Raw genomic sequence first — 22,449 nt, forward strand, 5'->3', positions numbered from 1 at the left:
CGACATGCGGGTTGGGAGGAACGACTACACTTTGTTTTCGAGGGGGGATTTCAGCGCCTTCTGGGCCCTGTTCACCGACAACCTCGTAAACCTCATGGTGCTGGCAGGTATCTGCCAGTTCGTATTCCAGATGCCGGCGGACATTGTCTACGGCAAGATCGTGCCGGGTGCCGCCATCGCGATCCTGGCCGGTGTCGCCGCCTATGTCCTGCTGGCCAAACGCGCCGCCGCACAGCATGGCCGCGACGTGACCGCTCTGCCTTACGGCATTTCGACACCGGTGATGTTCGTCTATCTCTTCGGCGTCATCGGACCGATCTACTGGGCGACCAATGATCCGGTTCTCGCCTGGCAGGTCGGCATCGGCGCGGGCTTCATGGGCGGCATCGTCGCAGCCCTCGGTGCGGTTGTCGGCCCCTGGCTGAAAAAGGTGACCCCGCGTGCGGGCATGCTCGGCACCTTGTGCGGCATCGCCCTGGTGTTCATCGGCACCGTGCCGCTTGCAACGGTGTTCGAGAACCCGTTCATTGGCTTCGCCTCAATGATCATCATCCTGTGGGGCCTCGTCGGGCGGTTCCGCCTGCCGTTCAACATTCCGGCCGGCCTGCTGGCCCTGATGGTCGGCACCGGGGTCGCGCTGGCCACCGGTCAATCGACAATCAGCTTCGAGGGTGTCGGCTTCTATCCGCCCGTTCCCTACCTTGGCGACCTGATGGCCGGGATCCAGCACCTGTTCAACCATCCGGAGCTGTTCCTGGTGCTGGTGCCGGTGCAGATCTACAATTTCATCGAAACGATGAACAACGTGGAGAGCGCGGAAGCCGCAGGCGACCACTATCCGGTGGCAACCTGCCAGATCACCGACGGTGTCGGCACCATGATCGGCGCGCTGTTCGGTTCGCCCTTCCCGACGACCGCCTATATCGGCCACCCGGCCTACAAGCGCATGGGGGCACATGCAGGTTATGTGATCGGCGTCGGCGCGGTCATTCCGCTGGCGGCCTTTTTCGGATTGCTTGCCTTCCTGAACAACCTGATCCCGGTAGCCGCCGCTGCCCCCGTTCTGGTGTTCGTCGCGCTCAGCCTCATCACCAACACCGCCCATGCCGTGCGCACCGACCATATGGCCGCCGTCACCATCGCGATGATGCCGCATGTCTCCAGCTTCCTCATCATCAAGTGGGGCTCGCTGATCGGCGCGCTCGGCGCGACTGGAGCCACCGGTATGCTGGCCCTTGGCGATCCGAAACTGACCGCAGCGCTGCTGCAGCAAGGTGCCCATTACGAAGGTCACCTCGCCCTCAGCCAGGGTGCCATCCTGACGGGTCTCATCTGGGGCGCCATCGTTGCCAGCGTCATTGACGGCAAGTTCCGCAATGCCGGCGGCTTCGCCTTTGCCGCCTTTGCCATGGCCTCTGTCGGGATCATCCATTCGGCAACGCTGCACTGGCCGGAATTCACCACCGTCAGCCTCGGCTACCTGATCGCCGCCGCCTTCCTGTTCATCTACCCGATCTTCCACCGTGAAGACGCGGCAGAGCCGGAAGCCGAGCCGATTACCACTGCCCAGGTCAGCCCGGGCGAATGAACCAGACCTAAAACCACTTCGGGGCGGATCTTCCGCCCCGAACTCCGACAAACGGGACCTTTCTCGATGCCTTCCGACCGTCTCTTGCTTCGTGGCCGCCTGCTGACTTTTTCAGCCGAGCCGCAATCCCCGGACGACACCTCCGCCTTCGATTACGTCGAGGATGGTGCGCTTCTGATCGAAAACGGCCTCATCCTGCGGCGTGGCAGCTATTGCGAAGTGGTTGCCGGGGCGGGCGATGCGGAAATCATCGATCACAGGCCGAAACTGCTGATGGCAGGCTTCATCGACACCCATATTCATTTTCCGCAGGTGCAGATTGTCGCGTCCTGGGGTGCGCAACTTCTTGACTGGCTGAACACCTACACCTTCCCGGAAGAAACCCGCTTTGCGGATGAAGGCCATGCTGCCGCCATGGCCTGCCGCTTCTTCGACCTGCTGACCGACCATGGCACCACGACGGCCGTTGCCTATTGTTCGGTTCACAAGGCCTCGGCGGAGGCCTATTTCGAGGAAGCAGAGCAGCGCAACATGCGAATGATCGGCGGCAAGGTGCTGATGGACCGCAACGCCCCGGACGGGCTGCGCGACACGCCGCAATCCGGCTACGACGACACCAAGGACCTGATCGCCAAATGGCATGGACGAGGGCGTGCGAGCTACGCCATCACGCCGCGCTTCGCGATCACCTCGACCCCGGACCAGATGGAAATGACCGGCACGCTGGTTGCAGAGCATCCGGACTGTTTCGTCCAGACCCATCTTTCGGAAAACAAAAACGAGATCGCCTATACGCTGGAGCTCTACCCGGAAGCGCGCGACTATCTCGACGTCTATCAGCGCTACGGCCTCTTGTCGGACAAGATGCTGCTCGGCCACTCGATCCACCTGGAACGGCGCGAGATCGACGCTCTTGCCGAAACCGGCGCCCGGCCGGTGTTCTGCCCCACGTCCAACCTCTTCCTCGGCAGCGGTCTCTTCGACGACGCGGGCCTGCGCTCCAAGGGCATCGTCAACGCCATCGCCACCGATATCGGTGCCGGCACCAGCTATTCCATGCTGCAGACGCTGAACGAGGGCTACAAGATCCTGCAGCTTCAGGATCAGAAACTGCATCCGTTCCGGGCCTTCCACTGGATCACCCGCGGCAATGCCGTCGCGCTCGGCCTGGAAGACAGGATCGGCACACTGGACGAAGGCACGGAAGCGGACATCGTGGTGCTGGACAGCCGCGCGACCGAGGCGATGGCCCTGCGCATGGAGCGGGCGTCGACCCTTGCGGAAGAGCTTTTCGTTCTGCAGATGCTGGGCGACGACCGGTCCATCGACGAGGTCTATGTCGCCGGCAAGCCGCAGAAGGGCAAGGCACCGGCGGTCCCGCAAACCGCGCCAGCAAGGACACGCAAAACGCCTGCTGCCCGAGAAAAGGACCTCGTACTGTCCTGACCTGCGAACCTGGCCACGAACTTCGAAGTCACCCCGGGCGAGCATCGCGAGACCCGGGGTGACCTCCAGTGGAAGAGAAAAGATAACGGCAAGGGCTTCTTCACCGGCTCAGCAAAAAATCGGCTTTTGATACCGTTCCACGCACACGGACTTGCCAATTCATGGCCAAATAAGTGTATCAATGCACACCGTGTTGCTGGGAGGGATTCGTGGCGAAAGATATTGTTTTATATGACTACTGGCGGTCCTCGGCGAGCTATCGCGTTCGCATTGCGCTCAATCTGCTGAAGCTTGATGTTGACTACCGGCCGGTGAACCTTCTTACCCGCGCCCATCTGGAAGATGACTATCTCGCTCTCAACCCTCAGGGCCTGTTGCCAGCGCTGATCGTTGACGGCAAGACGCTGACCCAGTCGCTGGCCATCATCGAATATCTGCATGCGACCACGCCGGGTTCGACCTTGATGCCGGACGATGTCGACGGCCAGTACCGGGTGCGCCAGCTCTCCTATGCCATTGCCATGGAAATCCACCCGGTCTGCAATCTCGGCATTGTTGGTCATGTGGCGGAGCTGACCGGCGGTGGCGATGATGCCAAGAAAGCCTGGATGCAGCGCTTTATCGGCAAGGGCCTTGCCGCCTTCGAGAACCTTTTGGATGATAACGGTCCGTTCTGCCACGGCGAAACGCCGAGCATGGCCGACTGCTGCCTGATGCCTCAGCTCTATAACGCCAATCGCTGGGGTGTGGATGTTTCCGGATTTCCGAAAATCCTGCGCGCGGCAGCTGCCGCCGAAGCCCTCGACGCGTTCAAGGACGCCCATCCGGATGCCATCGGCGCGCCGCCCGCCTGACAATAGGCTAATTGTTGCGGCGTTCAGCCTGGTTCCGGGCCTGTCTGTTTTCTCCCGGTGTGCCGCCGCTCCTGCCCGGTGAATCGCTGCTCTGGCCGGGTGCGTTTGCACTGTTTCCGCGAGAGCCGCCGGAGAATCTTTCTCCCGCGTTGCCGACAGCATTGCTGTTGCCCGGATTGTTGGGAACACCCGCACTCGCAGGCGCACTGCCAGATTGTGCCGCCGGTTCTGGTGAACTGGAGACGGAATTGCTCGGTTCTGGGCTGTTCGAACCTGGGCTGTTCGACACGGGGCTGTTCGGGTTCTCGGTTGGTTGTCGCGGACTGAAGAGGGCGCGGAAAATGTTCCTGGGTTGCTGCTCGGGAGCCCGATCAGGTGCCAGTCTTGCATTTTTCACGGTGCATCCAGACCCGCGCTGCCTGAACTGTCGGTTCAGGTTCGACTCATTTACAAGTAGCGGAAAGAGTGACTTCGACCGATTTCGGAGCGAATCCGAATTCAGCCGATCCTTTTTCACGCCGCGCCGACCGATAAGGACATAGTCACACCGGTTTCTGACCAACTGGCAACGCCCGCTCCTGTCGCACGCGTTGATCGCACCGCGCAACAGGGCGACATTGGTTCCCTGAGGCGTGATGGTCACATCGAAAGCCGTGCCCCGCACGCCGATCGTGCCATTCGGCGTCCGGATACTGTAGGCGGAAGACTTGCTGCGCCCGCTGATGAAGCGGAAGGCGCCGCGCGTTGCACTAACGGTAAGCTTGCTAACAGTCTGACCCGTGATCACGAAGTCATCGATCTTCACATCCGCATTGGGGCCGACAACAATCTTGGTGCCGTCGATCAGCCGGATTTGTGCGTTTCCGCTGGAATTTGCCCGCAACCGGTCGTCCCTGAAAATGGATGTGTTTGATGCCAAGATGCGGGGGTCACTTCCCCCCGTCGCTTTGACGGTCTTTCTTGCATCAACGGTTATGCCAACCTTATCGGCCAAGGACACCGACGAATAAAAGATGGACAACGATAAAACTATTAAAACCGGGGCAAACCTCATAGCTCCCACTCCGGCCCGACCGATGGAATTTTACCACATCCTTAACCAATTAACGAATCGTTTCCGATTTCCCGACCCAAACACTGTTCTTTTTGTCAAGGTCTATTTTTCTCAGAAACGCGTATTCTAGCGTAGAGTGGGCACCGGACATGGGAATGGTGTCGCGGCACCCGAACAGCTATGTCGGTCAGGGGCATGCCGGTGGGAAAGACACTTTTCAACTTGCTACGCAACAGGCACGTTTTCGTCCTGGGTCTGACGCTGATCCTCCTTTTCGGCGCCCGTGAACTTCGCCTGTCCGATCCCCCGTTCATAGCGTCCCTGCGCTGGATCACCTTCGACACCTATCAGCGTTTCAAACCGAGGGAGGCTCTGGGTCAACCAATCCGGATCATCGACATCGACGAGATGTCGATAGCGCAACTTGGCCAATGGCCTTGGCCGCGTACGCAGATTGCCAAACTTCTGGAGCGTATTCAGAACCTGGGAGCTGCCTGCGCCGCCTTTGACATGGTGTTTTCCGAGCCCGACCGGACAGGACCGGCGGGGTTCTTGCGGGAGCTGGAAGAACGCGGCTGGCCCGGCCGCGACGCGATCAAGCCACTGCTCTCGGGAATACCCGACAATGATGCCGTTTTCGTTCAGTCAATGGCCGGGCTGCCAACGATCCTCGGGTTTTTCAACGAACCGAGGTCGGCAATGGGGCTGCCCGATGCCAAGGCTGCCTATGTCGTCCTCGGGGAAGATCCGATACCGCTCCTCGACCCGATCAGAGGCAGCGTGATGAGCCTGCCGCCCTATCAGGCTGTCGCGGAGGGAAGTGGTACGATTTCCCTTGGGCAGGCGGATTCCGACGGGGTGGTGCGCCAGGTTCCAATGTTCATTGCCGGCCTGAACGGTGAAATCTATCCGGCCCTGGCACTTGAGACGCTTCGTGTCGCACTTGGCGACAAGACCTTTGTTCTCAAGACTTCGGAAGCGAGCGGCGAGTTCAGTGCAGGAACACTCGCCATGACCGAATTCAAGGTCGGAGAGTTCCAGGTTCCGGTGACGGCCAATGGCCATCTGCTGATCTATTATACGCGCAATGACCCGTCTCTCTATCTTTCTGCGAGGGATCTTCTGAACCTGTCGGACGAGGAGCTGGCCCCCCTGATCGAAGGCCATATCATTCTCTTCGGATCGTCAGCCGCCGGATTGCGAGACATCAGGCTCACGGCTCTCGGCGAGAGTGTTCCGGGTGTTTTCATGCATCAGCAGATCATTGATCAGATCCTGTCAAATTCGTTTCTCAACCGTCCCGACTGGGCGACCGGAGCCGAAATCGCGGCGTTGTTCATCGTGACACTCATCATCGGCGCCATATTGCCGTCAACGGGCGCGATCCCATCGGCTGCCGTTGGCGCTGTCCTGAGCGCAGCAGTTAGCGGCGGAAGCTGGTTTGCCTTTTCCAGCTATGGCCTCCTTCTGGATCCGGTCTTCCCCATGCTGGTTTCAGGGCTTATTTTTCTTCTGACCACAATCTTGATGTTTGCCTTCGCGGAGCGGGAAAAGCGGTTTGTCCGAAGGGCGTTCCAGCGCTATCTCGCACCGGACTTGCTCAGAAAGCTGGAAGAACAGCCTCACACACTGCGCCTTGGCGGCGAAATCCGCGACATGACGATGATGTTCATGGACGTGAGGGGGTTTACGCCGATATCCGAAAATCTGCCCCCCGAAGACGTGGTCGCGTTCCTGAACCGTCTCCTGTCTCCACTATCGGAATGCATCCAGAAACGGGAAGGCGCAATCGACAAATATATTGGCGATTCAATCATGGCGTTCTGGAACGCGCCGCTTGACGTTGCCGATCATCCGGTCAAGGCCGCCCATGCAGCGCTGGACATGATAAAAATCGTCAAGGAACTCAACGACCGTGATGCCTTTGGCTTCAAGTCCGGACCCCATAAATTGGGTGACGTCCACATTGGCATCGGCCTGAACAGCGGACCTGGTTGCGTTGGCAACATGGGATCGAGTTCGCGGTTCAACTACTCGGTCATCGGTGACGCCGTCAACGTTGCGTCCAGGATCGAGGCATCCTGCAAGCAGGTCGGCTGGCCCATTTTGCTGTCGCAGACAACTGCCACCGCGTGCAAGTCCATGGCGCTTCTGGAAGCAGGGTCGATTACACTCAAGGGCAAGGCTCAGCCCGCGACTCTTTACGCGCTTGTCGGCGATGAGACACTTGCCTGCACGAATGAGTGGCAGGCTTTGGTAAGGCGGCACAGGGAACTTATCGAAGGACGCTCGCGCGTCGCCAGTCGCGCTGAGATCGAACGCCTTGTGAACGCCTGTCTCGCGGTGGCTCCGGTCGACTTGAGCGCCTTCTACGACAGTTTCATGCCGTCACCCATCATCGAGGAACTTGCCGGGGAGTAGCGCCTGCAGTGCATTCTCGCAAGATGCATGCGGGGTTAATCGTCGCCAGCCCCACGGTCGTTTCCGGCGGTTTCAGGCAACAGCCACCAGATGCCGGTCGCCGACATCATGGTAACGCACCCGCTCGACCGATTGCCCAAGCGGCAGCACCGGTGAGGGGATTTCGCCCGTCGGTACATCGAAAACGGTGCGCCGGCGCTTGGGATCGGGGATCGGCACGGCCTTCAACAGTCGCTTGGTATAGTCGTGCTGCGGGTTTTCGAACACCTGACGGCGCGTTCCCATCTCCACGATCTGGCCGAGATACATGACCGCGATCCGATGCGAGACCTGCTCGACAACCGCCATGTCGTGGGAAATGAACAGGTAGGCGAGGCCAAGATCCTCCTGCAGTTCCTGCAGTAGATCCAGAACACGGGCCTGCACCGAAACATCGAGCGCCGAGACGCTTTCATCCGCGACAATGACCTTGGGCGAAAGCGCCAGTGCGCGGGCAATACAGATGCGCTGGCGCTGACCACCGGAGAATTCGTGGGGATGACGGGTGATCACATCGGCCGGAAGGCCGACCCGGTCGAACAGCGATGCCACCTTGTCCTTCAGGTCCTTGCCCCGCGCCAGACCGTGGATCACCAGTGGTTCGCCGACGATATCGCCGACGGTCATGCGTGGATCGAGGGAGGCATAGGGATCCTGAAAGATCATCTGCATGTCGCGCCTGCGGCGCTGCTGCTCCTGTGCGCTGCCGATGCCGACATGCTGGCCGGCAATCCGGATACTCCCTTCCCAGGGCACCAGGTTCATGAGCGCCTTGCCGATGGTGGACTTGCCGCAGCCGCTTTCGCCGACGAGGCCCAGGGTTTCCCCGGGTGCCAGCGTGAAGGACACGCCTTCGACCGCATGAACACGGGATGTCACCCGGTTGAGCAGGCCGCCATGCAGGTCGAAGCGGACGACAAGGTCTTCCACCTCGAGGACCGGCGCTTCGGGCTGGTCCTTTTTCCGGGCCGCGCTGTCAACACCGGTCATGGCTCCAAGCTTGGGTACTGCCTCCAGAAGGTGCCGTGTGTAGGTGTCCGCCGGACGTTCGAACACGTCTGACGCCGTGCCGCTTTCCACGATGTTGCCGTGGTTCATGACGATCACCCGGTCGGCCATTTCGGCAACGACGCCCATGTCGTGGGTGATCATGATGACCGCCGTGCCGAAATCGCGCTGCAGGTCGCGGATCAGCTGCAGGATCTGTGCCTGGATCGTCACGTCGAGCGCCGTCGTCGGCTCATCGGCAATCAGCACCTTCGGATTGCAGGCCAGCGCCATGGCGATCATCACCCGCTGGCGCATGCCGCCGGAAAGCTCGTGCGGATATTGTTTCAGCCGCCGTGCCGGTTCCGACAGACGCACCGATTCCAGCATTGCCAGAGCGCGCTTGTTGGCTTCACTACCCGAGACATCCTGATGCGCCAGGATCGCCTCACGCAACTGGCGGCCTACCGTCAGCACGGGATTGAGCGAGGTCATCGGCTCCTGGAAAATCATGGCGATGTCGCCGCCGCGAATGCGGCGCATGGCGTCCTCGGGAAGCTTGATCAGGTCCTTGCCCTGAAACAGGACCTCGCCGCCGGAGACCCGGGCCATCGGCTCCGGCAGAAGTCCCATGATGGAAAGAGCCGTGATCGACTTTCCGGATCCGGATTCGCCCGCGATACAAAGGGTTTCACCGCGCTTCAGGTCAAACGACAGGCCCTTGACCACGGTCTTGCGGCCGGAAGGCGTCGCGACGTCCGTGCGCAGATCTCTTACGGAAAGAACAACGTCTTCGGCAACGGCTACATGGTCTGGCTGGCTGGACATCCGGACGCCCTGGTCTTTCTTGAACTCTGGAAAACGGGCGGCGGCGCTGACCGCCGCCCAGCTGTTACTGAAGCACGACCTTCGGGAAGTAGAACGAGACCACCCAGTTGGGCATGTCCACGATTTCCGAAATCCGGAGATCGCCACAGACCGAACACAGCATGTAGGCATCGACCGCGCTGTAGCCGTGACGGGCGCACAGGAGATCGATCATGTTGGAAACGGCTGCCTGGGCGCCTTCGAAGAGATCGCTGCCGATACCGGTGGTGACTTCGTAGCCCATCTCGTCGAGATGGCGGGTCACCGGGCCCGGGGTTTCGAACCGCGGCATCTTGAGATCGGCACCCTTGATCAGGTCCAGCTCGACCACCGTGTTCATCGGGCTTTCGATAGCGGTTCCGCAGACCTCGCCATCGCCCTGCGCCGCGTGGGTGTCGCCGATGGAGAACAGGGCTCCGGCAACTTCCACCGGCAGGTAGAGCGTTGTTCCGGCGGCAAGGTCCCGGATATCAAGGTTGCCACCGACCCGCCGGGGCGGAACGATGGAATGAAGACCCGCTTCCGCCGGGGCGACACCGATGGTGCCGGCAAACGGCTTCAACGGCACCTTGCCAAACGGGGCAAACGCCGAGGTTCCCAGCTTGTCCTTGTCATAGGACCAGATATGCAGAGCCGGATCCTTGAACTGGTCCGCCAGCAAACCGAAACCCGGAATGTTGGCAGTCCAGCCAAAGCCGGAGGGTTTGAACTCGTGGATCTTGACCACCAGCGCATCCCCCGGCTCGGCCCCATCCACATAGATGGGGCCATTGACCGGATTGATCTTGCCGAAATCCAGCGTCGAAACATCCGCGACAGTGCTTTCGGGCGTGAGCTGCCCGGCCGAACTGTCGAGACATTCGAATTCCAGGACCGTGCCAGGTGCCACCGTTTCGGCCGGGGTATTGGAGTTGTCCCAACCGAAGTGGTGCTGTGCCGCGTGGATCGTGTAAGCGGCCTTGCAGTTACTGCACATCTTTCGCCCAAACGTAGTCGTAGTTGACAGGAATGTGGACCGGATCGACGAAGATGGCATCGGGGCCACCCAGCCGCTCGGACCGCATCGTGAAACGCTGCTCGTGGAACACCGGTGCCCAGGCCGCGTCGTCCATCACCGAGATGAAGATCTTGCGCCAGGCTTCCTCACGCTCGGCCTTCTTCGCCGGGTCTGTGATACTGTCGGCAGCCGTGGCCTGCTTGTCCAGCTCCTCGTTGCAGTACCAGGACCAGTTCCACCCGCCCTTGACCGCGCCGGCACAGCCCAGGATCGGGCCATAGAAGTTGGACGGATCCGGGAAGTCGGCGATCCAGGCCATGCCGCCGGACCAGATCATCGGCGCCTGGTCGGGCTCGCCGCCGGCCGCGATCACGTTGGCCTGGGCCAGTGCCTTGATTTCAGCCTTGATGCCGATTTCGGCAAGATCGGCCTGGATGGACTGGGCAATGCGCGGGTTCGGGTCGGTGTTGTAGACATAGAGTTCGGTTTCGAACCCGTCAGCCAGACCGGCCTCGGCCAGAAGCGCCTTGGCGGCTTCCGGGTCATAAGCATATCCGGTGTACTCGTTGTCATAGCCCGGCATGGTGGGCGGCAGCGGCTGGTTTGCCGGGACTGCGCGGCCGTTGATGATGCGCACGACGCGATCCTTGTTGATCGCCATGTTGACGGCCTTGCGCACTTCCAGCTTGTCGAAGGGCGGCATCTTCACGTTCATGGTGACATAGCCGGTGTGCAGCTGGCCGCCTTCGATGATCAGATCCTTGTATTGCGGGTCCTTGGTCACTTCCAGGAACTTCGCCGGGGGAATGCCATCGCCCGGAATATCGGCTTCGCCGCGCTGCAGGCGCAGGAGCGCAACCACCGGCTCCTGGCCGACCTCAAAGGTGATTTCGTCAAGCTTGGGCACACCCGCGCGCCAGTAGTCCTCGTTGCGCTTGAACACCAGGCGCTGGCCGAGCGTCCATTCTTCCAGCGAGAACGCACCGGTACCGACCGGATGCTTGCCGAAGTCAGCGCCAAATTCCTCCACGGCCTCTTTCGGCACGATGGACGAGAAGTTGATGGCCATCACGTGCAGGAAGGTCGCATCCGGGCGGGACAGTTCGATCTTGACCGTATAGGGATCGACGACGGTGACACCTTCCAGGCTGGTGGCATCGCCGGCAGCCACGGCATCAAAGCCCTTGATGGAGCCGAAGAAACCGGCGCCCGGGCTCTGGGTGGCCGGATTGGTGACACGGTCGAGAGAATATTTGACGTCTTCCGCGGTCATCTCGCGGCCGTTGTGGAACTTCACACCTTCGCGCAGCTTGAAGGTGAAGACCGTGCCGTCATCGGAAATCGTGTAGTCCTCGGCCAGGTCCGTCATCAGGTTGGTGGTGCCGGGTTCATAGTCCATCAGGCCGTCGAACAGGCTCTTGATCATCGACCAGTTCTGCCAGTCGTACCCAATTGCCGGATCAAGCGTCGAGACGTCGTCCTTGTAGGTGACGATCATCGATCCGCCCTGCTTGATGTCGTCCGCCAGAGCGGATGCCGATGTCAGGGCGGTGGCGGCGAGAAGGGCGGCGGCCCCTGCCAATACTGTCTTCTTCATAGTCCAACCTCCGGTTCTTACGGTGAAGTGCCGGGCCGCTCTGAAGGCGGTTTTCCGGCGGTTGCCGCGCGTCAGCGCAGCTTGATCCTCGGATCAATCAGGGGAGCGATCAGGTCGGCAAGGAAATTGCCGAGCACGATCGCGAATGCGGACACGAGCGTGACGCCCATGATGATGGGAATATCGACCCGCTGGATGGCCTGCCAGGCGAGCTGGCCGATGCCCGGCCAGCCGAACACGCTTTCAACCACCACGATGCCGCTCATGAAGAGGCCGATATCGATCCCGATCATGGCGATGATCGGCAGTAAGGCGTTGGGAAGGGCATGGCCGAACAGGACCTGCCAGCGTTTCAGGCCTTTGGCGCGCGCCGTGCGGATGAAGTCCTGGCGCAGCACGTCGATCATGGACGAGCGCATCATGCGCGAGTACCAGCCGGCGCCCAGGAACCCGAGGGTCAACGACGGCAGCACCATGTGCATGAAGGTGCCGTAACCGCCGATGGGGAACCACCCGAGCTGCACCGAAAAGACGTAGAGCAGCAGGATGCCGATCACGAACTGGGGCGAGGAAACCCCGACGAAGGAAAGGACCATGAGGCTCGTATCTGTCGCCGTGTTCCGGCGCAGGGCTGCGACGAGCCCCATGGTAAGTCCGATCGCCAGTTCGCAGACGATGGCACCGACCATGAGAAGGAGCGTTGCCGGCAGACGCGACCAGATGAGCGCGCCCACTTCCGTCTTCTGCAGGTAGGAGCGGCCGAGATCGCCCTGCAGCAGACCGGTCAGATAACGGAAGTACTGCTGGTAAAACGGCAGGTTCAGACCAAGCTGTTCGCGAATGTTCTCGACCGTCTGCGCGGTGGCGCTGCGGCCGGCGATCTGGCGGGCCGGATCGGCCGGGATCAGATAGAGCAGGACGAAGGTCAGGAAGGTGATGCCGATTAGGATCAGCACGGACTGGAACACCCGGCGCAGAATATAACCACCCATGATCAGTGCCTCCCCTTCTGTGTCGGGTCGAGCACCTCACGCAGGGCGTCGCCCAGAAGGTTGAAGCCCAGCGCCAGCGCGATGATGGCAATACCCGGGAAGAACACCAGCCAGGGCGCCGAGGTGAAATAGGTCTGGTTTTCGTAGATGATGTTGCCCCAGGAAGGGGTCGGCGGCTGTACGCCGATGCCAAGATAGCTGAGCGTTGCCTCCAGCAGCACTGTCGTCGAGATGCCCAGCGTGCCGAAGACGACGATGGTCGACAGAAGGTGCGGCAGGATGTGGCGGAACAGGATACGGAAGAGGCCTGCGCCCATGGCCCGTTCGGCCAGGATGAATTCGCGCTCCGACAGCGACCTGGTTTCGGTATAGACGACACGCGCCATCTGCACCCAGTTGACCATGGCGATCACCATGGCAACGATCCAGAGCGAGGGTCTGAACAGGGCCGCCAGGGTGATGGCAAGCAGCAGCGCCGGGAAGGCCATCATCAGGTCGGTGAAGCGCATCAGCACCGTTTCCACCCAGCCACGGAAAAAACCGGCGAGGATGCCGACAAAGGCACCGACCGCAACGGCGATCCCGTTGGCGACGACCCCGATGATCAGCGAGGTCTGCGCGCCGTAGATCAGACGTGACAGGAGATCGCGCCCGAGCAGATCCGTGCCCAGCCAGAAGGTTTCGCCCGGAGGCAGGGGCGCGCCCTCCAGGGTCAGCCCTTCGAAGAACTGTTCCGCCGGGTCGAAAGGCGCGACAAAGGGGGCAAAGACTGCGGCCCCGACGATTACACCGACCAGGGCCAGGGCAAAGACGGCGAGTTTCCTTTCCAGGAGACGACGCCAGACGCCTTTCGGTATCTCGGGTGCGGCGGTTTTCACGGTGTCTGGCATTGCTTCAGGCTTCACGTCGGCCGGCATTCTGCCCTCCTGAACGCGCCAGCAGATCAAGCGCAACGTCTTCCATGGTTTGCCGGCTCGCCATCGCCATGTCCTGAAGAAGTTTGTAGGCGGTATCGGCGTCGCTGCCCTGGTGCTGCATCAGAAGCAGGATGGCTTCGGCCACCTGAGGCCGACAGGCAAGGCGGGCTTCCAGTTTCGCGATCCTTTCCTCCGATGCGCGGCGCATGGCAAAGGTTCGCGTGGCAACGACAAGCGCGCCGTAGACACCACTGGAGGCGATGGGCTTGCTCAGATGGGCAATGGCACCGCGCCGGATGGCCCATTCGACCCGCCCGGGAGCCTCGCTGCCCATCAGTGCGATCATCGGCATCGGGTGTTCCTCAACCGGCCAGGGGAACTGGGCATCGTGACCGGCATCGGCGTCGAAGATCACCAGATCGGCTTGCCTTGCTTCCTCGGGAAGTTCCGGCCAGGCGGTCGACACCGCAATGCCGAGACGGTCGAGCTGCCGGCACACGGCATCCCTGTCGGAATGCGGCTTGTGCAGCACAGTCGCGGACCAACCGCGGAAACTCGGGGTGCGGAACAGGCTGCTCATGACGACACCAGCCTCAGTCTCGGCGAATTGCCGTTGTCCGGTACCGGTGTATCACCAGATGAACCGGTGTTGCTTTCCAGCGGGTCATAGTGAACCAGATAGGGATCCGGCGCCAATGGGCCGGACGTCTTTTCGATGATGCGGAACCGGGAGCGGATGCGCTCGGGCCCGGTGGTTTCCACCACCGCGATCAACGGCTGCAGGTAAGCGTGCTGCGTTTGCGGATCGATCCGGATGTCGCGCAACGGCGTCCGGTGCGGTCGGCGGCACAATTCCGCCAGGACATGATCCGGTGCATCCGAACCACAGGCCTCGATAGCGCGGGCGAGCAGCCAGACGGCCTCATAGGGGCCGACGAACATGGACGAAATCGACGCATCCGGGCCGCGCAAGCCTTCCAGCCGGCTCAAGAAATCCTCGTTTTCCGGCGTATCCAGCGTTTCGAAGTATGTCGAGGTGGACACAAGGCCCTCGGCGGCAGCCCCCAGGATCGGCAGCTCGGCTTCCGTCAGATTGCAACTGAGGATCGGGCATCGGTTCGGCGCAAAGGCGGGATCTTCCTTCGCAAGCCTCTTCATGGCGCGCAGGAAGGCGTAGCTGCTTTCGCCGATCAGGTTGTTGAAGATGAAGTCCGGCCGTTTTTCGCGGATTTCAACAATCAGATGGTCGATGTTCTCGTCGCCGATGGCGACATAACGCTCGCCCAGAACTTCGCCGTCACACCCGGCCAGAAGTTCGCGGGCAATGCGGTTGGTTTCCCAGCCCCAGATGTAGTTGGACCCGAGAAGGAAAGCCCGGCGGCCGGATTCCGGAACGATGTGGCGGAAAAGCGGAACCACGCCCTGGTTCGGGCAAGCGCCTGTGTAGACCACACGATCATGGCTTTCGAAGCCCTCATAAGGCGTGGTGTACCAGAGCAGCCCGCGGCCACGCTCCATCACCGGCAAGACTTCCTTGCGGGAGGAGGAGGTCTGGGTGCCGATGATGTGCCGGCAGCCGGCCTCACGCATCATCCTGTCCGCTTCGACGGCGTAGTTTTCGGCAGAACCCTTCGGGTCACCATCCACGCGCAGGAAACGGAAATCGAACAAGCCTGAGGCGTTGATTTCATCAATGGCGATCCGGGCACCCCAATAGCCTTCCTGCCCGATCGCGGCATAAGAACCGGATTTCGAAAACAGAACGCCAACCGGTATTTCACCAAAGGCCATGTATTACCCTGCCCTTCAGCCGAACGATGCAAACCGCGGGGGCTGAACATAAAAAAACCCCGACCCGCAGGTGGTCACCTGCGACAGATCGGGGCGCAATTGCCGTGCGGCTGAACGATTGCCGCTATTTCGATATCAGGATCGCCGAAGAAAAAAATCTTGTCAATCGCCGCAAAGCTCAAAGATCAGCCACGCATAAAATTTCGCCACAAGTGACAACGGCGACAAACGGCCTCCTATGAACCAATTCCGGGAGTTTCGCCAACCGGGAGCTAGAGCATCAAAAATCACTCTTTTTCTTGAAAAGAATGGCAAATTTTCTCCCGAACCAAGCAACAATCAACCCCTTGATGAAGGGGATGCAATACAAAATTTCGCCTCGGGAGATAACCTGACGAAAATAGCGGAACCGATTAAAATTTGTTCCCCAGCACAAATTTCAGGCAAGCACCTCGCAAAGTCTTTTCCCAAAGGTGTCCCCTTCAGGCCTCGCTGAGGCTTTTCTTCACATTCTACATATAGTTACAGAAATTCTGACTGAAGCCTTGCCGTTAAAGTCCTGAACTCTCAAGCCCGGTCCGAAACCCGCATCGGGCACATCTTGGCAAAATGCACTACTTGCACAGCTAAAAATATCGCGCCAATAATGCGACCAATTCAAATTGGTTCGAATTGGTATGGCATGAGCGGCACCGACAAACCTTCGCAGCGCAACTCCAGCATGGCTTTGGAACGACTTCGGATCATCGTGGACCAGCTCACGGCTGAGGGCGTGGAACAGCTTCCCACCGAGCGTGAATTGTCCGAAACCATCGGTGTCGGCCGCAGGGCCGTACGCCGGGCGCTGGAAGTGCTTGAAACCGAAGGCAAGATCTGGCGCAGGCAGGGAGCGGGAACCTTCATCGGCAGCGAACCTGCACAGCCGGAAAAGCAGATCCTGTCGCTGCACGAAAACTCCAACATGCTCGAAGTCATGGAAGTCCGGTTGCAGATAGAGCCGGTGCTGGCCCGGCTGGCCGCGCTGCGCGCCGCGCCTTCCGATATTGCCGCCATGAGCGACCTTGCGGACCGCGTCGGCAAGGCCGAGGACATGGACAGCCGCGAACTTTGGGACAGCGCCCTGCACCGGGCCATTGCACGGGCAGCACGCAACACACTGTTCCTGGCACTTTTCGACGTTGTGGACCGGGTCCGGCAGGACACCGCCTGGCGCCATGTGCGCGAAGCGTTGAGAACCGACGATGCCCTGACACTGTACCGGGCGCAGCATGTCGACATCATCGCGGCCATTGCCAACCGGGACCCAATCGCCGCGGAAAAGACCATGCGCGCCCACCTGCTGGCGCTGCAGGAGCGTCTCCTTTTCCAGAGTGCAAGCGAGGCGGCAAATGCCGACTGAGGCCCCCGTTCTTGAGGTTCAGGACCTCTCGCTCCGTTTCAAGGGTGCCCCGGCAAACATCGTCGACGGTCTGTCCTTTGCCGTTCGTCCGGGCGAAACCCTGTGCATCGTCGGAGAAAGCGGCTGTGGCAAGTCGGTGACCGCCCTGTCGCTGATGGGCCTGCTGCCCCGCGGAGTTGCCCGGGTCATGTCCGGCACGGCAACTTTCGCTGGGCAGGACCTTCTGGCCCTGCCAGAGCGCGCTCTCGCCGACCTGCGCGGTGACCGTATTTCCATGATCTTCCAGGAGCCGATGACCTCGCTCAATCCGTCTTACAGGATCGGCGACCAGATATCGGAAATCGTGCTGCGTCATCGCCCGGTGAACCGTGTGCAGGCCCGCGCAAGGGCGCTGGAAATGCTGGAACGGGTCAAGATTCCGGCCGCTTCCAGCCGGCTGGACGATTACCCGCATGAGCTTTCCGGCGGTATGCGTCAGCGCGTCATGATTGCCATGGCACTTGCCAACGACCCGGTTCTGCTGATCGCCGACGAGCCGACCACCGCGCTGGACGTGACCATCCAGGCTCAGATCATCGACCTGATCGAAGACCTGCAGAAGGAGAGCGGAACGGCGCTGATCATGATCACACATGATCTGGGCGTCGTCGCCGAAATCGCCGACCGCGTCTGTGTGATGTACGCGGGGCGCGCGGTGGAGGAAGGCCCGGTCGCCGCAATTTTCGACGATCCGCAACACCCCTACACCATCGGCCTGATGAGCTCCGTGCCGTCGGTCGGGCCCCGGTCCGGCAGGCTGGCAACCATTGGCGGCATGGTGCCTGCCATCGACAACATGCCGTCCGGGTGCCGGTTCACACCGCGCTGCCCCTTTGCCGGAACCGGCTGCGATACGACGCCGGAACTTGTCGAACTTGGCACATCTCACCGGGCCGCCTGCCATTACGCCCCCTTGGAACGCGCATTTGCGGAGGCAGCCGGATGAGCCTGCCAACCCGGGACAAGATCATCGAGACGCGCGCCGTCACCAAGCGCTTCGGCGGCCGCAAGAGCCTTTTCAGGCCGGCAACCTCGGTCAGTGCCGTCAACGGTGTATCGCTGACCATCAAACGTGGAGAAACCTTCTCCATCGTAGGAGAAAGCGGCTGCGGGAAATCCACGCTGGCGCGTCTTCTCGTCCGCCTGCTGACACCTTCGGACGGTGCGGTTCTTTACGACGGCAACGACATTTCCGCCCTGTCCGAACAGGAAATGCGCCGGTTGCGGAAAGACCTGCAGTTCGTATTCCAGGACCCGTTTTCATCGCTCAATCCGCGCATGACCGTCGGCGCGCTGATCGAGGAACCGATGAAGGTTCACACGGCGCTGACCCGTACCGAAAGGCGGCAGAAGGTCGCCGAGCTTCTGAACAGGGTCGGTTTGCGTCCAGCCTTTGCCAACCGCTATCCGCACGAATTTTCCGGCGGCCAGCGCCAGCGCATCGGCATTGCCCGGGCGCTTGCCAGCGGTCCCAAGGTGATCGTCGGTGATGAACCCGTTTCGGCACTGGATGTTTCGGTGCAGGCCCAGGTCATCAATCTTCTGGAAGACCTGAAGTCGGAATTCGACCTGACGCTGATCCTGATTGCCCACGATCTGGCGGTCATCCGCCACATGAGCGACCGGGTGGCTGTCATGTATCTGGGCGAAATCGTCGAGTTGGCGCCGAACGATGCGCTCTTCGACAAGCCGTTGCATCCCTACACCCAGGCCCTGATGCGCGCGATCCCGATTGCCTCACCCCATGGGCGGTCGATGAAGGCCGCTCTCCTGGGCGACGTGCCCTCGCCGCTGGATCCGCCTTCAGGCTGCCGTTTCCATCCGCGTTGTCCGCACGCAACCGACCTTTGCAGCCGGGAGAAACCGACGCCAGCCAATGCTGCCGGTGACCGGACCGTCGCCTGTCACCACTGGGAAAAGATTGCAGACGATGCCCAGCCCCCGGTTCAGGAACCGCCAAGGAGCCCCAATGCGGAAAAGCGCTTCGCGCTGTTCCGGACCCGAAGTCAACAAAAAGAGCCGACGACGGCCGCAAGACCATAAATCGAGCCCTTCCGAGAGGAGTACAAACATGCGTAAGGATTTCCTTGCCGCGCTGCTGCTCAGCGCAACGACCCTGGCCACGGCCGCCCAAGCCGCCGATCTTCGTATCGGCCTGCAGGACGATGCCGATGTGCTGGATCCCGATCAGTCCCGGACCTTTGTCGGCCGTATCGTCTACACCTCGCTGTGCGACAAGCTGGTGGACATCACGCCGGACCTGGAAATCATCCCGCAGCTGGCCACCGGCTGGACCTGGTCCGACGACGGCAAGGTTCTGACCATGGACCTGCGCGAAGGCGTGACCTTCCACGACGGCACGCCCTTTGACGCGGAAGCTGTGAAAGCCAACATCGAGCGCTCGAAGACCCTTCCGGAAAGCCGCCGCAAGAGTGAAGTCAAGTCCATCGAAGGCGTGGAAGTTTCCGGCCCGCTGCAAGTCAAGATCAGCCTCGCCTCGCCGGATGCAACGCTGCTGGCCCAGTTTGCCGACCGCGCCGGCATGATGGTTTCCCCGACCGCCGCAGAAGCCGCCGGCGCCGACTTCGGCAACAACCCGGTCTGTTCCGGCCCGTTCAAGTTCGTTGAACGCGTCCAGCAGGACCGCATCGTTCTGTCCAAGTTCGACGGCTACTGGAACAAGGATGCCATCAACTTCGACACCGTCACTTTCCTGCCGATCCCCGATACAACCGTGCGTCTCGCCAACCTGCGCTCCGGTGATATCGACATGCTGGAACGCCTTGCTGCAACCGACGTCGCCTCTGTAAAGGGCGATGCCAACCTCGGCTTCGCGGAAGCCGTCAGCCTTGGCTACCAGGGCATCACGGTCAACCTCAACAACGGCGAGAAGGGTGACAACCCGTTCGGCAACGAGCCGAAGATCCGCCAGGCCTTCAGCCTTTCGCTCGACCGTGACGCGATCAACCAGGTTGTCTTCGAAGGCGCCTTTGCACCCGGCAACCAGCCGTTCCCGCCGACCAGCCCCTGGTACGACAAGGACTATCCGGTTCCGGCACGGGATGTCGAAAAGGCAAAGGCCCTGCTGAAGGAAGCCGGTTATGACAGCCTCGACGTCGAAGTGCAGGTGGCCAACAACCCCGTGCAGACGCAGATGATGCAGGTTGTTCAGTCGATGGCGGCGGAAGCCGGTTTCAACGTCAAACTGAAGTCGATGGAATTCGCCAGCCTGCTGGCGGACCAGTCCGCGGGCAACTACCAGGCAAGTCAGGTGGGCTGGTCGGGCCGTGTCGATCCGGACGGCAACATCCACCAGTTCATGACCTGCAAGGGCGGGATCAACGATTCCAAGGTCTGCATTCCGGAAGTCGACAAGCTGCTGGACGAGGCGCGGCAGAGCAACGACACCGCCACGCGCAAGGCCAAGTATGACGCGGCACGGGACATCCTGATCAACGAATTGCCGATCGTCTATCTCTACCACCCGACCTGGATCTGGGCCCTGTCCGGCAAGCTGGAAGGCTTCACCGCCTATCCTGACGGCATGATCCGCCTCGAGAACGTCAAGTTCAAATAACCAGACGCATGACGGGACCCGGCTCTTGCCGGGTCCCGTTCCAAACGGATTTTGCCTGAATGCTGTCCTACATCGTACGCCGGCTGCTCATCGCCATCCCGACGCTCATTCTGGTCTCGGTCTTCGTGTTCGTGCTGCAGAAACTGCTGCCCGGCGACCCGGCGCTCGTGCTTGCCGGCGAAGAACGCGATCCTGAAGTGCTGGCGTTCATCCGCGAGAAATACCGGCTCAACGACCCGATCCTCTACCAGTATTTTTCCTGGATGAAGGCCATGCTGCAGGGCGATCTCGGCATTTCGCTGCGGACCAACCAGCCGGTGACGCAGCTTATCGCCGACAAGCTGCCGGTCACGATCCAGCTCGCGGTGATGGCGATGGTCATCGCCTTCGCCATAGGCATTCCGGCCGGCATCCTGTCCGCGGTGCGCAAGGGAACCGCCGTGGACTACATCGCCAATTTCGTGGCGCTGTCCGGCCTGTCCATCCCGAATTTCTGGCTCGGCATCATGCTGATCATGCTGGTCTCCGTTCACCTGGGCTGGCTGCCGGCCTCCGGCTATGAATCGCCCTTCGTCGATCCGCTGAAATCACTCCAGACCATGATCATGCCCGCCTTCGTGCTGGGCACGGCACTGGCGGCCACATTGATGCGGCACACCCGCTCGGCCATGCTGGGTGTCCTGAAGGCCGACTACGTCCGCACCGCTCGTGCCAAGGGTCTTCGGGAGAACGTGGTCATCCTGAAACACGCGTTCCGCAACGCGCTTCTGCCCATCGTCACCCTGAGCGCCCTGCTCTTCGGCGAATTGCTGGCAGGAGCGGTGCTTACGGAACAGATCTTCACCATTCCGGGCTTCGGCAAGCTGATCGTCGATGCGGTCTTCACTCGCGATTATGCCGTCGTCCAGGGGATCGTCATGTGCACGGCTGCCGGCTTCATCCTGATGAACCTGATTGCCGATGTTCTCTACTTCCTTCTCAACCCGCGCATGAGGAGCAGCCTGTGAGCGCCGTGACCACCGCCGCAGATCCGGCCGAGGAAACCATCCGCCTCGAAAGCCGCGCCTGGAAAAAGCTGAAGGCGAACAAGAGCGCTCTGTTCGGTTTCATCATCGTCGCCTTTTTCATCGGCATAGCGGTTGCCGCGCCGCTGCTGCCCATTGCCGACCCGGCCGCAACCAGCTGGAGCGCCGTGCGCAAGGCGCCTTCCGCGGCCCACTGGCTCGGCACCGACGAGATCGGCCGGGACATTCTCTCGCGCATGATCTGGGGAGCACAGGCCTCACTGATGGCGGGCGTCGTGTCCGTGCTGATCGCCGTGCTGATCGGCGTGCCCTTTGGTCTTCTGTCAGGCTATTTCGGTGGCTGGATCGACCAGGCGATCTCACGGGTTACCGATGCGCTTCTGGCAACGCCCTTTCTCATTCTGGCAATTGCGCTTGCCGCGTTCCTGGGGCCGAGCCTCAGCAACGCCATGATCGCCATCGGCCTGTCGGCCATGCCGATCTTCGTGCGCCTGACACGCGGCCAGGTGCTGTCGGTCAAGACAGAGGACTATGTCGAAGGGGCCCGGGCCATCGGACTCAGCCATTTCGCGATCATGTCCCGCTACATCCTGCCCAACGTGTTTGCTCCGGTTCTGGTCCAGGCGACCCTGACAGTCGCCACCGCGATCATCGCCGAAGCGAGCCTTTCCTTCCTCGGCCTCGGCCAGCAACCGCCCGCACCGAGCTGGGGTTCCATGCTGAACGTTGCCAAGAACTTCATGACCCAGGCGCCCTGGATGGCCTGGTGGCCGGGTGCGGCGATCTTCCTGGTCGTTCTCGGTTTCAACCTGCTTGGCGATGGCCTGCGCGACGCTCTCGACCCGCGCGAAAGCTGACC

18 protein-coding genes are annotated in these 22,449 nt (G+C 61.2%); 10 read left to right on the forward strand and 8 right to left on the reverse strand.

The window, feature by feature from the left end; translation table 11 throughout:
• The first annotated feature begins 4 nt into the window (after nucleotides 1-4).
• From FIV03_RS05050 to maiA, 3 genes are all read left to right on the forward strand, one after another.
• The gene (locus FIV03_RS05050) at nucleotides 5-1,588 is read left to right on the forward strand and encodes a xanthine/uracil/vitamin C permease (RefSeq protein WP_152508879.1); all 1,584 of its coding nucleotides are present in this window, start codon (nucleotides 5-7) and stop codon (nucleotides 1,586-1,588) included.
• A gap of 66 nt (nucleotides 1,589-1,654) precedes the next feature.
• The gene (guaD, locus tag FIV03_RS05055; RefSeq protein WP_152508880.1) at nucleotides 1,655-3,034 is read left to right on the forward strand and encodes a guanine deaminase; all 1,380 of its coding nucleotides are present in this window, start codon (nucleotides 1,655-1,657) and stop codon (nucleotides 3,032-3,034) included.
• Between the two features lie 209 nt (nucleotides 3,035-3,243).
• Nucleotides 3,244-3,888, forward strand: a complete 645-nt coding sequence (maiA, locus tag FIV03_RS05060) for a maleylacetoacetate isomerase (RefSeq protein WP_055656853.1) — start codon at nucleotides 3,244-3,246, stop codon at nucleotides 3,886-3,888.
• A gap of 7 nt (nucleotides 3,889-3,895) precedes the next feature.
• Here the strand turns inward: maiA and FIV03_RS05065 are convergent, their stop codons facing one another.
• On the reverse strand, nucleotides 3,896-4,942 hold the full coding sequence (locus FIV03_RS05065; protein WP_152508881.1) for a FecR domain-containing protein: 1,047 nt from the start codon (nucleotides 4,940-4,942) through the stop codon (nucleotides 3,896-3,898).
• Nucleotides 4,943-5,143: 201 nt separating this feature from the next.
• On the opposite strand from FIV03_RS05065, the gene FIV03_RS05070 reads away from it, so the two are divergent.
• On the forward strand, nucleotides 5,144-7,363 hold the full coding sequence (locus FIV03_RS05070) for an adenylate/guanylate cyclase domain-containing protein (protein ID WP_173013776.1): 2,220 nt from the start codon (nucleotides 5,144-5,146) through the stop codon (nucleotides 7,361-7,363).
• A gap of 72 nt (nucleotides 7,364-7,435) precedes the next feature.
• On the opposite strand, the gene FIV03_RS05075 is transcribed toward FIV03_RS05070, so the two are convergent.
• The 7 genes from FIV03_RS05075 to FIV03_RS05105 form a co-directional block, all read right to left on the reverse strand.
• Nucleotides 7,436-9,217: an ABC transporter ATP-binding protein gene (locus FIV03_RS05075; protein ID WP_152508883.1), complete on the reverse strand. Its 1,782-nt coding sequence runs from the start codon at nucleotides 9,215-9,217 to the stop codon at nucleotides 7,436-7,438.
• Nucleotides 9,218-9,281: 64 nt separating this feature from the next.
• Complete coding sequence (locus tag FIV03_RS05080) at nucleotides 9,282-10,232, reverse strand: acetamidase/formamidase family protein (RefSeq protein ID WP_152508884.1); 951 nt, start codon at nucleotides 10,230-10,232, stop codon at nucleotides 9,282-9,284.
• Nucleotides 10,222-11,850 (reverse strand): ABC transporter substrate-binding protein, encoded by a 1,629-nt coding sequence (locus FIV03_RS05085; RefSeq protein WP_022999314.1) that lies wholly within the window; start codon nucleotides 11,848-11,850, stop codon nucleotides 10,222-10,224. The genes FIV03_RS05080 and FIV03_RS05085 overlap by 11 nt, the downstream gene beginning before the upstream one ends.
• A gap of 71 nt (nucleotides 11,851-11,921) precedes the next feature.
• Nucleotides 11,922-12,842, reverse strand: coding sequence for an ABC transporter permease (locus FIV03_RS05090; protein ID WP_055656842.1), 921 nt, complete (start codon nucleotides 12,840-12,842; stop codon nucleotides 11,922-11,924).
• Nucleotides 12,843-12,844: 2 nt separating this feature from the next.
• Nucleotides 12,845-13,732, reverse strand: coding sequence for an ABC transporter permease (locus tag FIV03_RS05095; RefSeq protein ID WP_088665254.1), 888 nt, complete (start codon nucleotides 13,730-13,732; stop codon nucleotides 12,845-12,847).
• Between the two features lie 4 nt (nucleotides 13,733-13,736).
• Nucleotides 13,737-14,339: an ANTAR domain-containing protein gene (locus FIV03_RS05100; RefSeq protein WP_022999317.1), complete on the reverse strand. Its 603-nt coding sequence runs from the start codon at nucleotides 14,337-14,339 to the stop codon at nucleotides 13,737-13,739.
• Nucleotides 14,336-15,550: a transporter substrate-binding domain-containing protein gene (locus FIV03_RS05105; RefSeq protein WP_152508885.1), complete on the reverse strand. Its 1,215-nt coding sequence runs from the start codon at nucleotides 15,548-15,550 to the stop codon at nucleotides 14,336-14,338. The genes FIV03_RS05100 and FIV03_RS05105 overlap by 4 nt, the downstream gene beginning before the upstream one ends.
• Nucleotides 15,551-16,232: 682 nt before the next feature.
• Between FIV03_RS05105 and FIV03_RS05110 the strand changes: the two genes are divergently transcribed.
• From FIV03_RS05110 to FIV03_RS05135, 6 genes are read left to right on the forward strand one after another with little or no spacing between them, the layout of a single operon-like run.
• A complete protein-coding gene (locus FIV03_RS05110; RefSeq protein ID WP_152508886.1) occupies nucleotides 16,233-16,949 on the forward strand; it encodes an FCD domain-containing protein in 717 nt (238 codons plus the stop codon).
• Complete coding sequence (locus FIV03_RS05115) at nucleotides 16,939-17,934, forward strand: ABC transporter ATP-binding protein (RefSeq protein ID WP_152508887.1); 996 nt, start codon at nucleotides 16,939-16,941, stop codon at nucleotides 17,932-17,934. The genes FIV03_RS05110 and FIV03_RS05115 overlap by 11 nt, the downstream gene beginning before the upstream one ends.
• Entirely contained in the window at nucleotides 17,931-19,031 is a 1,101-nt protein-coding gene (locus FIV03_RS05120) for a dipeptide ABC transporter ATP-binding protein (RefSeq protein WP_152508888.1), read from the forward strand. Before FIV03_RS05115 ends, FIV03_RS05120 begins: the two co-directional genes overlap by 4 nt.
• 28 nt (nucleotides 19,032-19,059) lie before the next feature.
• Nucleotides 19,060-20,565: an ABC transporter substrate-binding protein gene (locus tag FIV03_RS05125; RefSeq protein ID WP_055656829.1), complete on the forward strand. Its 1,506-nt coding sequence runs from the start codon at nucleotides 19,060-19,062 to the stop codon at nucleotides 20,563-20,565.
• Between the two features lie 59 nt (nucleotides 20,566-20,624).
• Nucleotides 20,625-21,572, forward strand: coding sequence for an ABC transporter permease (locus FIV03_RS05130; protein ID WP_075284666.1), 948 nt, complete (start codon nucleotides 20,625-20,627; stop codon nucleotides 21,570-21,572).
• A 5-nt stretch (nucleotides 21,573-21,577) separates the two neighbouring features.
• Nucleotides 21,578-22,447 (forward strand): ABC transporter permease, encoded by an 870-nt coding sequence (locus FIV03_RS05135; protein ID WP_075284669.1) that lies wholly within the window; start codon nucleotides 21,578-21,580, stop codon nucleotides 22,445-22,447.
• The last annotated feature ends 2 nt before the right edge of the window (nucleotides 22,448-22,449 follow it).

This window comes from Labrenzia sp. THAF187b (genome assembly GCF_009363375.1).
GTDB lineage: Bacteria > Pseudomonadota > Alphaproteobacteria > Rhizobiales > Stappiaceae > Roseibium > Roseibium algicola.